The following is a 14,801-nucleotide window of genomic DNA, read 5'->3' as shown; positions in this document are numbered from 1 at the left end:
TGAGACATTGCTGCGTTGCAGCGTAGAATGAGCCGAAGTTTCGGTTGACCTTACCGAAATCATGTAGCATCGCTACTCGACGGACCGCCTCCCGGCGACAAACAGCAAATCCACATGTCCCAGCCCCATCACCGCCATCGTGTTCCGAAATCCGCGCGCAAGCCGGCCGTCACACGTTCCTCGCAGGCCGCAGGCCGCCGCAACCGGGGAGGCCGGCCATGACCCAGGACCTGATCCTCGCCATCGACGTCGGCACCGGCAGCGCCCGCGCGGCTCTGGTCGATGCCGCCGGCGGGGCCATAAGGCAGATCTCCGCCAGCGAGTATGACCAGATCGTCCCGGCCTTCGGCTGGGCCGAGCAGCGCCCGGCCGACTGGTGGGCCGGCACGGTCCAGGCGGTCAGGGCCGTGCTCGACCGGGAGCCCGACGCGGTCAGGCGCATCCTCGCCGTCGCCGCCTGCGGACAGATGCACGGCACCGTGCTGGTCGACGGCCATGGCCGTCCGACGCGCGAGACCGCGCCGCTGTGGAACGACAAGCGCACCGCGGCGCTGGTGGCGGCCTTCGAGCGCGACAATGCGCCCGCCTCCTATCTCGCCGAGAGCGGCAACCCGCCGACGCCGGCCTGGCCTGGCTTCAAGCTCGCCTGGCTGCGCGACAACGACCCCAAGGCCTATGAGGCCGCCGCCACCGTCCTGATGCCGAAGGACTACATCAACCTGCGGCTGACCGGCGAGATCGCCATGGACGAGGGCGACGCCTCCTGCAGCTTCCTGATGAACCCGCAGACGGGGCAATGGTCGGCGGCGATGATCGACCGGCTCGGCCTCGATGCCGCCAAGCTGCCGCCGATCCGCTCGCCGCTGGACATCCTCGGCGCGGTCACCGCCGCGGCGGCGGCCGAGACCGGCCTCGCCGAGGGAACCCCCGTGCTGGTGGGCGGCGCCGACTATCCCGTCGCCGTGCTCGGGTCGGGCGTGATGCGGCCGGGCCTCGCCTCCGACGTCATGGGCACGTCCTCGATCATCACCCTGATCGCCGAACGCCCGCTGCTCGACCCGGAGATGTGCAATGTGCGCACCGTCGAAGGCCATTGGGGCCCGTTCACGCTGCTGGAAACCGGCGGCGACGCCATGCGCTGGGCCCGCCGCGCCTTTCACGAGAAGGCGCTGGGCTATGGCGAGATCGTGGCGAAGGCGGCCGAAGCGCCGGCCGGCGCCGACGCCCTGTTCTTCCTGCCCTTCCTGGTCGGAGAAAGGCTCGGCGCGCATCGCAATGCGCGGGCCCAGTTCTTCGGCATCGGCGCCCGCCACGGCCTCGCCCATCTCCACCGCGCCATCCTGGAAGGCGTGGCCTTCGCCGTCACCCGCCATATCCGCATCATCGAAGCCGCCACCGGCCAGAAGCTCGAGCGCGTCGTCGCCTCGGGCGGGGGGGCGAAGACGGCGCTCTGGCTGAAGATCAAGGCCAGCGCCTACAATGTGCCGATCCTCGTGCCCCAGGAAACCGAATGCGGCCTGGTGGGCTGCGCCGCGATGGCGGCGACGGCCGTCGGGCGCTTCTCGCGGGTCGAGGATGCGGTCACGCGCTTCGTGGCCTATGCCGACGAGGTCCTGCCCGATCCAGCCTGGGCCGACACCTATGCGAGGATGCAGCCGGTGTTCGACCGCATCTACAGGCATTCGCAGGCCCTCTATGACGACCTCGACGGCCTCGCTGCGGCTTCGCACACGGAAAAAGTATCATGACACTCATCGGCGCCCGCTTTCCGGGCCGTTATCTCCAGGGACCCGGCATTCTCCCGCTTCTCGGCAAGGAAGCGGCGACGTTCGGCAGGACCGCCCTGTGCGTCGTCGACCGGGGTATCTACGACGCGCTCGCCCCGGCCGTCGAAGCGGCCTGCGCCGGAGCCGTCGCGGCGACGCTGGTCCGCCATGGCGGCGAGTGCTCGGAAAGCGAGATCGCACGGGTCGAGGCGATCGGGCGCGAGGCGGGGGCCGAAGTGGTGATCGGCATCGGTGGCGGCAAGGCGCTGGACACCGCCAAGGCCGCGGCCTTCCGGCTGGGGCGGCCGAGCGTGATCGTACCGACGATCGCCGCCTCGGATGCCCCCTGCAGCGCGCTCGCCGTGATCTATCACGATGACGGCAAGGTGGCGTATGACTTCTTCTTCCCGCGCAATCCCGATCTCGTCCTGGTCGACACCGCGATCATCGCCAGGGCCCCGGCCCGTTTCCTGTCCGCCGGCATCGGCGACGCCCTCGCCACCTTCTACGAGGCGGAGGCCTGCCGCCTGTCGGGCGCCGACAATTGCATGAAAACGCGCGGCGCCGCGATCGCCTACGAAGTCGCCCGCCTGTGCCGCGACACCGTGCTCGACCATGGGGTGGCGGCGCTCGCCGAATGCGAAGCCGGCGCGCCCGGCCCCGCCTTCGAGCGGGTGGTGGAAGCCAATATCCTGCTCAGCGGCGTCGGCTTCGAATCCGGCGGCGTCGCCGGCGCCCATGCCATCCATCACGGCCTGTGCGAGCTCGACGACGTGCATCACCATCTCCACGGCGAGAAGGTCGCCATCGGCGTGCTCGCCGAACTGATCCTGCAGAGCGCCCCGCAGGAGGAGTTCCGGCGCATCCGCGATTTCTGCGTGGCGGTGAAGCTGCCGGTGCGGCTCGCCGATATCGGCATCGCCGACGCGACGGAGGAGAAGCTGCGCATCGTGGCCGAACGCGCCTGCCGGCCGGGCGAGATCATGCACAACGAGGCGGCTCCGATGACGCTCGACAAGGTCGTCGCGGCGCTCCGCGCCCTGATCTGACGCTGAAACCCGCCATGTCCCCGCACATCCCCGCGGGGCGCGACATGCCGGGGCACCCACTCCAGAATTCGAGCGAAAGAGGAATACCCATGCAGGACGTTCTCTCGGCCTTCCGCCCCGATCTCTTCGCCGGCAAGACCGTCGTCATTTCCGGCGGATCGAGCGGCATCGGCCTCGCCCTCGCCGAGGGCTTTGCCCGGCTCGGCGCCGGCGTCATCGCCACCGGCTCGTCGTCGGCCAAGCTGTCGGCGGCCAGGGCCGACCCCGGCCTCGCTGGCATCCGCTTCGAAAAGCTCGACGTCCGCGACAAGCAGGCCGTCGACGCCTTCTTCTCGATCTTGCCGAGCCTGGACGTGCTGGTCAACGCCCAGGGCATCGCCCGCCCGGGCGCGGAATGGACGGAGGAGACCTATCTCGAAGTCATCGACGTCAACATGAACAGCGCCATGCGCCTATCGATGGCGGCCCATCCGCTCCTGCTCAAGTCGAAGGGCTCCATCATCAATTTCGCCTCGATGCTGAGCTATCTCGCCGATGACAGCGTGCCCGCCTATTGCGCCAGCAAGACCGGCATCGTGGGGCTGACGCGGGCGCTGGCGCATAAATTCGGGCCGGAGGGCATTCGCGTCAACGCGATCGCCCCCGGCTACCACAAGACGGACATGACGCGGGCGCTGTGGGAAGATCCCGTCCCGGCGGACAAGATCGCGAAGAAATCGGCGCTCAAGCGCTGGGGCAGCGTCGACGACCTCGTGGGAACCGCGATCTTCTTCGCCTCGCCCGCCGCCCAGTTCGTCACCGCCACCACTTTGCCCGTCGACGGCGGCTATGTCGTCGGCGGCTTCTGAAAAACCGCACGGCAAGATCACGACCAGGATCGCTACAAAAATCACGACAAGGAGGAGGCTCGCATGGATCTCGGATTGAAGGGCAAGGTCGCCGTCATCACCGGCGGCAGCGTCGGCATCGGCCTCGCGATCGCCGAAGGACTGGCGGCGGAAGGAAGCCACGTCGTGCTGGCGGCACGCCAGAGCGAACGCGTCACCGCCGAGGCCGGGCGCATCGCCGCTCATTTCGGCGTGCGCACGCTCGGTGTCGCCTGCGACGTCGGCACGCCGGAGGGCACGCGCAAGCTGGTCGATGAGACCGCCGCGACCTTCGGCGGCGCCGACATCCTGATCAACAATGCCGGGACGGGCTCCAACGAGACCATCATGGAAGCGCCGGACGAGAAGTGGCAGAGCTATTGGGACCTGCATGTGATGGCTGCCGTCCGGCTGGCCCGCGGCTTCGTGCCCTCGATGCGCGAACGCGGCGCCGGCGTCATCCTGCACAACGCCTCGATCTGCGCGGCGCAGCCCTTGTGGTACGAGCCGATCTACAACGTCACCAAGGCTGCGCTGATGATGTTCTCCAAGACCCTCGCCCAAGAGGTGATCAAGGACAATATCCGCGTCAACACCGTCAATCCCGGCCTGATCCTGACGCCCGACTGGGTCAAGACCGCCAAGCAGCTCACGGCCGACAAGGGCGGCGACTGGCAGGGCTATCTCGACGAGGTCGCACGCGAGCATGCACCGATCAAGCGCTTCGCGACGGCGCAGGAACTGGCGAACTTCTTCGTCTTCCTGTGCTCGGACAAGGCGAGCTACAGCGTCGGCTCGACCTATTACGTCGACGGCGGCATGCTGAAGACGGTATAGGCGCCGGGAGGGGCGCTCCCCCCTCCCGAACGCGACGCATCGGCAGAAGCGGAGCGGAATTCCGCTCCGCGTTTTTTTGCGATCCTCAGCAGGGCGGCATCCCCGGCCGGCCGCAGTTTCGCCCGGGCGCGGCGGGATGGGCCTGCGGCGGTTGCCGCATCGGCTGCTGCACCCGCGGTTCCGGCCGAGGCTGACGCTGCGGCTGCATCTGGGGCGCCTGGCGGATCTGCGGCTGAAGGCGCGGCTGAGGCGCCGGGCGTTCCTGCATCGGCTGCATCTGGGGTTTGGGCGCATGGGCCGGCCTGTTGGATTGAGGCTGCGCCCTTTCGAGCTGCGGCGCAGGCTGCGACGGGAACGGCTTGCCAGCCGCCGGCCCCTGGTCGCCACCGGGCTGGTTCCGGCGGTGCTGCTTCGCCGTCGGCAGGCCCCCCTCCTGGCCATTCCCGGGTGCATTCGCCTTCGGCCCGCCGACGCCCGGCTCCGGCTGGAGGGCCGGATTGCCGGGCTGAGCGCCGCCGGCGGGACCATTGCCCGGCAACGCGCCATGACCCTTCTTTCCGCGGCCCTGCTTGCCCGGCTTGGGATTACCCGGCTCCGCGCCGGGCTGCGCCTGCGCAGCCGGATTCTGAAGGGTGTCGGGCGCCTGCCCGTTCATGCCCGGCAGGTTGTTCTGGCCCGGCGGGGGCTTGTGCCCCTTCCGGCCCTGCTGGCCCGCCTGGCCGGGGAGCGGCTGACCGCCGTTCATGCCAGGCAGGTTGTTCTGCCCGCCCGGCCCCTTCTCACCCTTGTGGTCCTGGGGGCCGGCCTGGCCCGGGAGCGGCGGCTGCCCACCGGCCTTCGGCAGATTGCCCTGTCCCGGCAGCGGCTTCTGCCCGTTCATGCCCGGCAGGTTGTTCTGCCCGGCCGGACCCTTGTGATCCTGCGGGCCGGCTTGTCCCGGCAACGGATTCTGCCCGTTCACGCCCGGCGGGTTCTGGCCGGCCGGGAGCTTGCCGGGCTGGACGACGCCCGGAAGGGGCTGCAATCCAGGCCGCGGCTGCCCCGGCAGGATGGGCTGGCCGCCGGTGCGGTCGACCCCGCCCGGATTCCTCGGTCCGGCACCGGGGCGGTTCCGCAGATAGGGCGGCAGGGTAACGCCGAGCACGGCGGCAGCCGCACCCGCCGCAATCGCGGCGCCGGTCACCTTCTCGCCCGGCGTCATGGCGGCGCCGGGGCGTTCGTCTTCCCGTCGCGGATTGTCGATCATCTCGTTGACGACCGTCGAGTTGTGGATGTTCTCGAAGATGACGTTCTGGGGCGGCGGCTCGATATAGCGCGGGGGCCGCACCCATTCGGGAACCGCGACGTAGCGCGGCATCGGCAGCATGTAGTCACCGCGGGGCGGGGGCGGCGGCGGCAATTCGACGAAGTCGCGCGGCGGCGGCGGCAGGAAGATCACCGGCGGCGGGGGCGGCGGCGGCAGATCGAAGTCCGGATCGCTGAAGATGAACACCGGACGGTCGACATAGACGACCTCGAATTCCGGCGGCGGCGGCACATCGTATTCGATGGCATCGAAGGTCGCGGGCGGCTCGAGGGCGGCCTCGAAATGGCGGAGGCGGCGCCGCGCATCCCAAGCGTGCGGCCCGCGCGGATAGCGCCTGAGATAGGACCAGTAGGCGTTCGGCGTGTCGCGCATCCAGGTCTGCCGCCACGTGATCGCCTCGCGTCGCGCGGCGACGATGGCGCGCACGCGCTTGGCCATCGCATCCTTCGGATAGGCCTTCAGGAACTCCTCGTAGCCGGGCAGCGTGTCGCGGTCGAGCGCCGCCATATAGGCGTCCCGCGCGTCGAATTGGGCGATGGGCTTGGCCCGCATCGCCGCGTCGCGATCATAGGAGGCCTGGGGCGCCGGCGCGCCGGAACCCCGCTCGAAGAAGACGAAAGGCTCGGTGATCCTCGACGTGCTCCACGGCAGCACGGCGCCGTTGGTCTTCTCGCTGACGCGCAGCCGCGTCCTGTCGAAGACGTCCTGCAGCGGCAGCCCGCCGACCCGCATCATCTCGGCGAGCGATTGCGCATAGGCGCCATAAGGCCCCTGCTCGGCCGGGGCGACGGTGCCCGGAGCGGCATTGAAGGCGACCAGCATGTTCGGATCGGCGTCGACGAGGGCGAGGCCGCCGGCGAGCGGCTGGTCGCCGCGGGCGAAATCATTGGCGCGGGCGCCATCGACGACGACGATGCTCATCTTGAGCGGAAGAGCGGCCAGTGCCTTGGTGAAATCGGAGATGCGGACGGCGTCCACCGACACCGCGGCGGCATTCGCGATCCTCGCATCGACAGGCACGAAATAATTCTCGCCCTGGAGTTGCAGGCCATAGCCGGCGAGATAGACGAAGGCGACGGTGTGGGGACCCGACGCAGTCGCCTTGTCCAGAAAATCACGGAAGGCGTGGCGCAGGGCATCCTGGTCGAGATCGCGGGCGCCGACGACATCGAAGCCGGACGCCTGCAGCGTCTGCGCGATCAGTCCGGCATCGTTGGCCGCGGTGGCCAGAGGCCCCGCCTGATAGGCGCCATTGCCGATGACGAGCGCGATGCGCTTCTCGTCCTGCGCCCGCGCCGCCCCGGCAAGAAGGAAGAGAGCCCCGAAAACGAGAAACAGTTTCGCCATCATCCTTGCGGCCATTTTCCACCCTTTTGTCGTTGCACATGCCCCGCGTGTTTTCACGCACCGGAAAACGCAGGACGTGCATTGGAAACATACAAGAAGGCAGCTTTAGGACCGTAGAAGGGCAGCGAAGGGTTCCGAGCAACATTTCACCCCGGCGATTTCGATCCGCAGCCTCGCCGGCGACCCTTCCGGCCGAAAGCCCGCCTCGCGCCGACCATCGGCAACAAAATGCGCCGCAATATGCGGAAAATACCGTTTCAGCGCTGATCCTGGCAGAGTATGATGGGTTCGCTGAGAGCGCCGGTGAAACCGCTTCCCTGATAGACGATCGCGTTGTTGGCTCCGCGCGGCAGCAGGAACGATCCCGAGGCGATCTGGGGGACATTGTTGGGCAGCAGGAGGGCCCAGCTGAAATTGCACAATTGGGACGGTTTCTTCGCGTCGAGGTGGCTGCAGTTGAGTTGAGCGCCTCCGAGCATGGCCGCACCGCCGCAACTGACGAATTTAGGGGCCGCACCTGCCGGCACGCTCGACATTGCGAAGCAGGACAGAGCGGCAAGAAACCCAAAACCAAGCAGAACGACGCTTCGCTGCCTCATATTTCGACCAGATCCTGTACGCCAGCCGCGCATTTCGTCTGCGGGGGCCTACTTACCGATTGCAATTTCGCCATCCTTGTTATAGATTGGGTTGAAAATAAGCAACCTCATAATTAACTCGGCTTGTGCCACGATGCTCGTCCAACCGACCCTGGGCTTCCTGCTGCACGACGTCGCCCGCCTCCTGCGCAAACGCTTCGAACAGCGCGCCCGGGATCTCGGCTTGACGCGTTCGCAATGGCAGGCTCTCGCCTATCTCGCCCAGAACGAGGGCATCCATCAGGGCGGTCTCGCCGATATCCTGGAAATCGAGCCGATCACGCTGGTCCGCATCCTCGACAAGCTCGAGGCGCGTGGCCTGGTGGAGCGTCGCCAGCATGCCGCCGACCGGCGCATATGGCTGCTTTTCCTGACCCCGGCCGCCCATCCCATCCTCACGACGATCCGCGGCATCGGCGAAGCCACCCGCGGCGAAGCCCTGACGGGCATTTCCGATCAGGACCGCATCCAATTGCTCAACACCTTAACCATTATGAAAACCAATCTTCTGGAAGCCTGCCGCTTGCCGGTCGATGGCAAGGAGGCAGAACATGGCTGACGGCAATACCGTTCCTCGCATCGACAGCCGCAAGACGGACGACAAGCAGGACGCCAAGCCGTCCCAGTCCGAGGCGCCTTCAGCGCCGAAGCCGGCTCCCGTCGTCACCCCGGCGGCCATGCCGCCCGCGGCGCCGAAAAGGAAGCGCTCGCTGGTCCGACCGGTCCTGTTCGCCCTGCTCCCCATCGCGCTCGTCGTCGGCGGCTATTATTACGTGACCGGCGGCCAGGTCGTGGAAACCGACAATGCCTATGTCCAGGCGGCGACGGTCGGCGTCTCCACCGATGTCGCGGGCACCGTGATCGAGATCGACGTCACCAACAACCAGCGTGTCAGGAAGGGCGACATCCTCTACCGGCTACGCCAGGACACCTACAAGATCGCCCTCGCAGGCGCGCAGGCCCAGCTCGGCACGGTGCGCAACCAGGTGCTGACGCTGCAGGCGAGCTACACCCTTGCCGTGAGCCAGATCGAACAGGCCAGGACGGACATTCCCTATTACGAGACCAATTTCAAGCGCCAGCAGGATCTGCAGAGCAGTTCCGCCGCCTCGAAGGCCAATTACGACACCGCCAAGCACGATCTCGACGCGGCCCGCCAGAAGGTCCTGGTGGCCCAGTCGCAGGCCCAGGCCATGCTGGCCCAGCTCGGCGGCGACGCCTCGCTGCCGGTTGAACAGAACCCCTTCTACCTGCAGGCGAAGTCGGCGGTGGACAGCGCTCAGCGCGATCTCAACGACACTGTCGTGAAGGCTCCGTTCGACGGCATCGTCACCAATGTCGACAACCTGCAGCTCGGCGCCTATCTCCAGGCCTCGCAGCAGGCTTTCAACCTCGTCTCCACCGAGCATATGTGGGTCGAGGCCAGCCCCAAGGAAACCGAGCTGACCTATGTCAAGCCCGGCCAGCCGGTGACCGTATCGGTCGATACCTATCCGGGCGTGGAGTGGAGGGGCAAGGTCGACACCATCAGCCCGGCTTCAAGCTCGAGCTTCTCGCTGCTGCCGGCCCAGAACACCTCCGGCAACTGGGTCAAGGTCGTGCAGCGCATTCCGATGCGGGTCGCCCTGGACCCGGCGCCGGACAACCCGCCTCTGCGGGTCGGCATGAGCGTCGAGGTCAGCGTCGACACCGGCCATGCTCGCGGCCTGCCGGCCTTCGTGGACAAATGGCTCGGCCGCGGCCAAGCCGCGCACGAGTGAGGCGTCGCCATGAGTGCGTCCGCCACGGCGACGGCCTCCGCCGCATCCCTGACCATGCCGGTACCGGCGCCCACGGTCGCCAACCGCGGCGCGATCACGGCCTGCGTCATCCTCGCGGTGATCATGCAGGCGCTCGACACCACGATCGCCAATGTCGCGCTGCCCTATATCCAGGGCAGCGTCTCGGCCAGTGCCGACCAGATCAACTGGGTGCTGACCTCCTACATCGTCGCCGCCGCCATCATGACGCCGCCGTCCGGCTTTCTCGCCGCCCGTTTCGGACGCAAGCGCGTGCTGCTCGTCGCCATCGTCGGCTTCGTGGTGGCCTCCATGCTGTGCGGCATGGCGCAGTCCCTCAACGAGATCGTCGGCTTCCGTCTGCTGCAGGGCTTCTTCGGCGCTTCGCTGGTGCCGCTGTCCCAGGCCATCCTGCTCGACATCTACACCGTCGAGGAGCGCGGCTCGGCCATGGCGCTGTTCGGCGTGTCGGTCATGGTCGGCCCGGTGCTCGGTCCGGTGATCGGCGGCTGGCTGACCGAGAACATCTCCTGGCGCTGGGTATTCTACATCAACCTGCCGATCGGCCTCGCCGCCATGCTCGGCGTGATGGCCTTCGTCAAGGAGACCAAAAGCAATGCCGGCGCCAAGCTCGACTGGCTCGGCTTCGGCACGCTCAGCCTCGGCATTGCCGCGCTCCAGATGTTCCTCGACCGCGGCGAGCAGCTCGACTGGTTCTCCTCGGGTGAGATCATCCTCGAGGCGCTGGTCAGCGCAGGCGCGTTCTACGTCTTCCTGGTGCACACCTTCACCGCCCGCAAGCCCTTCGTGAATCCACGGCTGTTCCTCGACCGCAACTTCTCGGTGGGCATGATCTTCATCTTCATCGTCGGCATCACCTATCTCGCCTCGATGTCGCTGATGACGCCCTATCTGCAGACCCTGATGGGCTATCCGGTGGTGACGGCGGGCCTGGTCATGGGCCCGCGCGGCGTCGGCACCATGGTGTGCATGTTCATGATGGGGCGCCTGATCGGCCGGGTCGACACCCGCATCCTGCTGCTCATCGGCCTCGGCCTCACGGCATGGGCGATGTACGACATGACGGGCTGGACGCCGGATGTGTCGCAGGAGCGGATCGTCGTCACCGGCTTCGTCCAGGGCGCCGGTCTCGGCTTCCTGTTCGTGCCGCTGACGACGGTGACCTTCGAGACCCTCGGCGCCGAGATGCGCGGCGACGGCACCGGCCTCTACAATCTGTCGCGCAACATCGGCTCCAGCGTCGGCATCTCCGTGGTTTCGGCCCTGCTCACCGAGAATGTGCAGGTCAACCACGCCGACATCGCCAGCTACGTCTCGCCCTACAATCGCGCGATGCAGAGCATCGCCTCGGCCCATTGGCTCAACCCGTTCAGCCGCGCAGGCCTGGCTTCGCTCGACGGCATGGTGACCCAGCAGGCCACGATCATCAGCTTCATCGACGACTTCAAGCTGATGATGATCCTCTCCCTGGCCGTCATGCCGCTGGTGTTCCTGCTACGCAAATCCGCCAAGCCGGTGGCGATGGACCACAGCGCCGTGATGGAGTGAAGGCTGCCTCTACGCCTTCCCCAACGCGAAGGCCTGCCTGGCCTTCACGGCACCGATGAAGGCGGCATAGCTCCAGGCGAGATGGCGGGCCGAGACATGGGCGCCCGTCGCCTTGTCGAACTGCTCGGACATCTCGCCGTCCGCCGGCGTGTAGGCCCGGATCGTCTCCAGATAGGCATCCCCCCGCGCGAACAGGCGCGCGGCGGCCGCCGGATCGTCGCCCTTCAGGCTCCGCGCCCGCCGGAAGCAGAATTCGGCGGCGCCCAGCGTCGAGAAATAATAGGCTCCGCCGGAATAATAGACGTCCCCGGGGTAGCGGCCGAGCGCCGGCCCCCGGTCCTCCGGCCTGTCGCGGTTGATCGGATAGTCGGCGTCGAATACCGCGTCGAGACGGTCGAGCGTCGTCTCGACCCGGGCGTCCCGGACCGAGTGGAGGGCGCCGTCGCCGCCGGCATGGATCACGGCGAGGATCACGGCGATATCGAGGTCCTTCGACGTCGGCCCGCCGTCCCCGGTCAGTCGCGAGCGGTAATAGCCGCCGTCCTGCACCCAATATTGGTCGAGACGCCGGCGGATCTCGCCGGCAGCCTCGCGGGCGGTCTGCGCCGCCGCCGCTTCGCCGCGCTCATCCAGCCAGGGGGCGCCCTCCTCCAGGGCCGCCCCCTGGATGCGCAGGGTGTAATAATGATGCGCCTTCTCCTCCTCCCAGATGTCGAAGCTCGGTTCCCGCCAATGGGCGAGGACGAAATCGAGATCCTCCTGCAGGAGCCTGTCGATGGCCTCCCGGTCCTCGGCGCCCAAGGCCGCGCCAGCGGCCCAGCGCAGCACCGTCAGCGCGCGGGCGGCGATGCCGTCATGCTGGGGGCGGTTCCAGCGCGAGATGTCGAGAGACCCGTCGGGATTGACGCGCGTCTCGCCGCGGATCTCGATGGCCGAGAGATCGGCCTCGTCGCGGACGAACTGCCGGAAATCCGCCGCCACGCCCGCGCGCCAGCCCGGATTCTCGACGAGGTCGGCGCCGCTCAGCCGGTCGAGCCCGAGGCTGAAATGCACGAAGTCGCAGAAATGACGCGGCCCCTCGGCGATGCCGAGCAGGCGCAGCGCATCGATGACCACGGCCGAGTCGCGATACCAGTGGAAGAAATAGTCGGGATCCGGATCATAGGAGGCCGGCACGGGCGAGGCGACCACCGATCCCCTCGCCGGAACGATCGTCTGGCCGAATCCGGGCCGCGCCTTGACCACGTCCGTGGCCGACACGCTCCGCAGCATGTTGCGCGCCGCGATCGGATATTGGCGCTCGATCCAGCGGTCCAGCGTCTCTCGTTCGATGGCGTCGGCCATGGCGGTATCCGTTCTTCCTGATGCGCCGGCAATCGGCGCGTGGCGGCGAAGCACCGCGCATCCTGCCTTATGATGGTTATTTCTTTAAGCCAGACTGTCAGAGTCGTAGAAGGTCCTGATCGTGGACGTTCATGGCAACGACGACGGAAAGAGGAACGACATGAGCCGGATCGATACCCTGCTTGCCACCATGACGCTGCGGGAAAAGCTCGGGCAGCTCAACATGGTCGCTTCCGGCTATGCCGTGACGGGCCCTCTCCTCGGCGGCGATTCGCCCGACGCGATCCGCTCGGGCGATATCGGCAACCTGCTCAACATGGTCGGGGCGGATCATGTCAACGAGGTCCAGCGCATCGCGGTGGAGGAATCCCGCCTCGGCATTCCCCTGCTGATCGGCCTCGACATCATCCACGGCCATCGCACCATGTTCCCGGTGCCGCTGGCGGAAGCGGCGATGTTCGATCCCGCGGCGTGGGCTCTCACCGCCCGCATCGCCGCCGTGGAAGCCTGGAACGACGGCGTTGCGCTGACATTCGCACCGATGCTCGACGTCTCGCGCGACCTGCGCTGGGGCCGTATGGTCGAAAGCGCCGGCGAGGACCCTTTCGTCACCCAGCAGATGGCGAGCGCCAAGATCAAGGGCTTCGAGGGTGCCGATCTGTCGTCGATCGGCGCGCTGGCTGCGACCGCCAAGCATTTCTGCGCCTACGGACCGGTGCTGGCCGGCCGGGAATATGCCAGCGTCGACATTTCCGAGCGCGCCCTGCACGAGGTCTACCTGCCGCCCTTCGAAACCGCGGTGAAGACCGGCGTCGCCGCGATCATGCCGGCCTTCACCAATCTCGCCGGCATTCCGATGACGGCCCACAAGCCCCTGCTGCGCGGCTGGCTGCGCGAGAAGCTCGGCTTCGAAGGCGTCGTCATCAGCGACTACAACGCGATTGCCGAATTGTTGCACCATGGCGTGGCCGCCGACCTCGCCGAGGCGGCCGCGCTGGCCCTGCAGGTCGGCATCGATATCGACATGGTCTCGAACGCCTATCGCAAGCACCTGCCCGAGGCGCTGGCGCGCGGCCTCGTCGGCATGGAGGAGGTCGACCAGGCAGTCCGGCGCGTCCTGGCCCTGAAGGAGCGTCTCGGCCTGTTCGATGCGCCCTACAGGCGCGGCTCGTCGCCCCCCGCCACCGTGGCCGGCGGTCTCGACCATCGCGAGGTGGCGCGCGACATGGGACGCAGATCCGCCGTGCTGCTGACCAACCGCAAGGGCGCCCTGCCGCTGGCGCCGCAGGAACGCATCGCCCTGATCGGCCCGCTGGCCCACGCCAGGACGGAGATGCGCGGCCCCTGGGGCGGCGCGGCGCGGGCGGAGGACAGCGTCACCCTGCTCGAGGGCCTGCGCGCGGCGGTGAAGACGGATGTCGCCTACGCCGTGGGCGTCGACATCGAGAGCGAGGACCGGTCGGGCATCGCCGCCGCCGTGGAGACGGCGCGGGGCGCCGACGTCGTCGTCCTGTGCCTCGGCGAGGCCGCCGTCATGAGCGGAGAAGCGGCGAGCCGGGCGGATCCCGGCCTTCCCGGCCAGCAGCAGGCGCTGGCCGATGCGCTGCTCGCCTTGGGCAAGAAGGTCGTCGTGGTGCTCTTCGCCGGAAGGCCGCTGATCGTGCCGTCCCTGCTCGACAAGGCGGACGCCGTGCTGATGGGCTGGTTCCTCGGCGAGCAGGCGGGGCCCGCCGTGGCCGACCTGCTGACGGGGGCCTTCGCCCCGACGGGCCGACTACCCGTCAGCTGGCCCCAAGCCGTGGGCCAATTGCCTCTGTTCTTCGCGCATTATCCCACCGGGCGGCCCTATAATGCGCAGGATCACTACACCAGCAAATACATCGACGTCCCCAACACGCCCCGCTTTCCCTTCGGCCACGGACTGACCTATGGCGAGGTCGAGTTCGCGGATCTCAGGACCAGCCATGCCGAGCTTGCCGCGGATGATACGCTGCGCGTCACGGCCACGGCGACGAACCGCGGTGCCACCCGTGTGGAGGAAACGGTCTTCCTCTTCGTACGCGATGTCGTAGCGAGCGTCTCGCGGCCTGTCCTGGAGTTGAAGGGCTTCACCAAGATCGTGCTCGATCCCGCCAACAGCGGAACGGTGGCCTTCGACCTTCCCGCCCGCGACCTCGGCTTTCTCGATGCGGCGTTGAAGCCGGTCCTGGAGGCCGGCGCCTTCGAGATTCTCCTCGGCACCACCGCCGACCGCAGCCGCCTCCTGACGGCCATGGTGACCTTGAAGACCTGAGGAACGCC

General features: G+C 67.8%; 11 protein-coding genes. 8 read left to right on the top strand and 3 right to left on the bottom strand.

Going from position 1 to position 14,801, the window contains the following annotated elements; translation table 11 throughout:
• Positions 1 to 218 precede the first annotated feature (218 nt).
• The 4 genes from J3R73_RS04795 (at position 219) to J3R73_RS04780 (ending at position 4,518) form a co-directional block, all read left to right on the top strand.
• On the top strand, positions 219 to 1,748 hold the full coding sequence (locus J3R73_RS04795) for a xylulokinase (RefSeq protein ID WP_307423079.1): 1,530 nt from the start codon (positions 219 to 221) through the stop codon (positions 1,746 to 1,748).
• The gene (locus J3R73_RS04790; protein WP_307423076.1) at positions 1,745 to 2,815 is read left to right on the top strand and encodes a glycerol dehydrogenase; all 1,071 of its coding nucleotides are present in this window, start codon (positions 1,745 to 1,747) and stop codon (positions 2,813 to 2,815) included. Before J3R73_RS04795 ends, J3R73_RS04790 begins: the two co-directional genes overlap by 4 nt.
• Before the next feature lie 89 nt (positions 2,816 to 2,904).
• The gene (locus tag J3R73_RS04785) at positions 2,905 to 3,663 is read left to right on the top strand and encodes an SDR family NAD(P)-dependent oxidoreductase (RefSeq protein WP_307423073.1); all 759 of its coding nucleotides are present in this window, start codon (positions 2,905 to 2,907) and stop codon (positions 3,661 to 3,663) included.
• Between the two features lie 63 nt (positions 3,664 to 3,726).
• A complete protein-coding gene (locus J3R73_RS04780; protein ID WP_307423070.1) occupies positions 3,727 to 4,518 on the top strand; it encodes an SDR family NAD(P)-dependent oxidoreductase in 792 nt (263 codons plus the stop codon).
• A gap of 85 nt (positions 4,519 to 4,603) precedes the next feature.
• Here the strand turns inward: J3R73_RS04780 and J3R73_RS04775 are convergent, their stop codons facing one another.
• Both J3R73_RS04775 and J3R73_RS04770 read right to left on the bottom strand, forming a co-directional pair.
• Positions 4,604 to 7,171 (bottom strand): caspase family protein, encoded by a 2,568-nt coding sequence (locus J3R73_RS04775; protein ID WP_307423068.1) that lies wholly within the window; start codon positions 7,169 to 7,171, stop codon positions 4,604 to 4,606.
• Positions 7,172 to 7,428: 257 nt separating this feature from the next.
• On the bottom strand, positions 7,429 to 7,770 hold the full coding sequence (locus J3R73_RS04770) for a hypothetical protein (RefSeq protein WP_307423065.1): 342 nt from the start codon (positions 7,768 to 7,770) through the stop codon (positions 7,429 to 7,431).
• Between the two features lie 133 nt (positions 7,771 to 7,903).
• Between J3R73_RS04770 and J3R73_RS04765 the strand changes: the two genes are divergently transcribed.
• The 3 genes from J3R73_RS04765 to J3R73_RS04755 are packed head-to-tail and all read left to right on the top strand — an operon-like array spanning position 7,904 to position 11,156.
• Complete coding sequence (locus J3R73_RS04765) at positions 7,904 to 8,368, top strand: MarR family winged helix-turn-helix transcriptional regulator (RefSeq protein WP_307437096.1); 465 nt, start codon at positions 7,904 to 7,906, stop codon at positions 8,366 to 8,368.
• Positions 8,361 to 9,569, top strand: a complete 1,209-nt coding sequence (locus tag J3R73_RS04760) for an HlyD family secretion protein (protein WP_307423062.1) — start codon at positions 8,361 to 8,363, stop codon at positions 9,567 to 9,569. Before J3R73_RS04765 ends, J3R73_RS04760 begins: the two co-directional genes overlap by 8 nt.
• Before the next feature lie 54 nt (positions 9,570 to 9,623).
• On the top strand, positions 9,624 to 11,156 hold the full coding sequence (locus J3R73_RS04755; protein ID WP_307437093.1) for a DHA2 family efflux MFS transporter permease subunit: 1,533 nt from the start codon (positions 9,624 to 9,626) through the stop codon (positions 11,154 to 11,156).
• A gap of 9 nt (positions 11,157 to 11,165) precedes the next feature.
• Here the strand turns inward: J3R73_RS04755 and J3R73_RS04750 are convergent, their stop codons facing one another.
• On the bottom strand, positions 11,166 to 12,500 hold the full coding sequence (locus J3R73_RS04750) for a glycoside hydrolase family 15 protein (RefSeq protein ID WP_307423060.1): 1,335 nt from the start codon (positions 12,498 to 12,500) through the stop codon (positions 11,166 to 11,168).
• A 160-nt stretch (positions 12,501 to 12,660) separates the two neighbouring features.
• Between J3R73_RS04750 and J3R73_RS04745 the strand changes: the two genes are divergently transcribed.
• The gene (locus J3R73_RS04745) at positions 12,661 to 14,793 is read left to right on the top strand and encodes a glycoside hydrolase family 3 N-terminal domain-containing protein (protein ID WP_307423057.1); all 2,133 of its coding nucleotides are present in this window, start codon (positions 12,661 to 12,663) and stop codon (positions 14,791 to 14,793) included.
• Positions 14,794 to 14,801 lie beyond the last annotated feature (8 nt).

It is taken from the genome of Labrys monachus, assembly GCF_030814655.1.
In the GTDB taxonomy this organism is placed as follows: Bacteria; Pseudomonadota; Alphaproteobacteria; order Rhizobiales; family Labraceae; genus Labrys; species Labrys monacha.
The sequence above is the reverse complement of the archived record's forward strand: the minus strand, read 5'-3'. Positions and strand labels throughout refer to the sequence as shown.

Bases quoted from the DNA above. Each gene is read 5' to 3' on its own strand.
- J3R73_RS04795 (WP_307423079.1), top strand. From the start codon at position 219: ATGACCCAGGACCTGATCCTCGCCATCGACGTCGGCACCGGCAGCGCC.
- J3R73_RS04790 (WP_307423076.1), top strand. From the start codon at position 1,745: ATGACACTCATCGGCGCCCGCTTTCCGGGCCGTTATCTCCAGGGACCC.
- J3R73_RS04785 (WP_307423073.1), top strand. From the start codon at position 2,905: ATGCAGGACGTTCTCTCGGCCTTCCGCCCCGATCTCTTCGCCGGCAAG.
- J3R73_RS04780 (WP_307423070.1), top strand. From the start codon at position 3,727: ATGGATCTCGGATTGAAGGGCAAGGTCGCCGTCATCACCGGCGGCAGC.
- J3R73_RS04775 (WP_307423068.1), bottom strand. From the start codon at position 7,171: ATGGCGAAACTGTTTCTCGTTTTCGGGGCTCTCTTCCTTCTTGCCGGG.
- J3R73_RS04770 (WP_307423065.1), bottom strand. From the start codon at position 7,770: ATGAGGCAGCGAAGCGTCGTTCTGCTTGGTTTTGGGTTTCTTGCCGCT.
- J3R73_RS04765 (WP_307437096.1), top strand. From the start codon at position 7,904: ATGCTCGTCCAACCGACCCTGGGCTTCCTGCTGCACGACGTCGCCCGC.
- J3R73_RS04760 (WP_307423062.1), top strand. From the start codon at position 8,361: ATGGCTGACGGCAATACCGTTCCTCGCATCGACAGCCGCAAGACGGAC.
- J3R73_RS04755 (WP_307437093.1), top strand. From the start codon at position 9,624: ATGCCGGTACCGGCGCCCACGGTCGCCAACCGCGGCGCGATCACGGCC.
- J3R73_RS04750 (WP_307423060.1), bottom strand. From the start codon at position 12,500: ATGGCCGACGCCATCGAACGAGAGACGCTGGACCGCTGGATCGAGCGC.
- J3R73_RS04745 (WP_307423057.1), top strand. From the start codon at position 12,661: ATGAGCCGGATCGATACCCTGCTTGCCACCATGACGCTGCGGGAAAAG.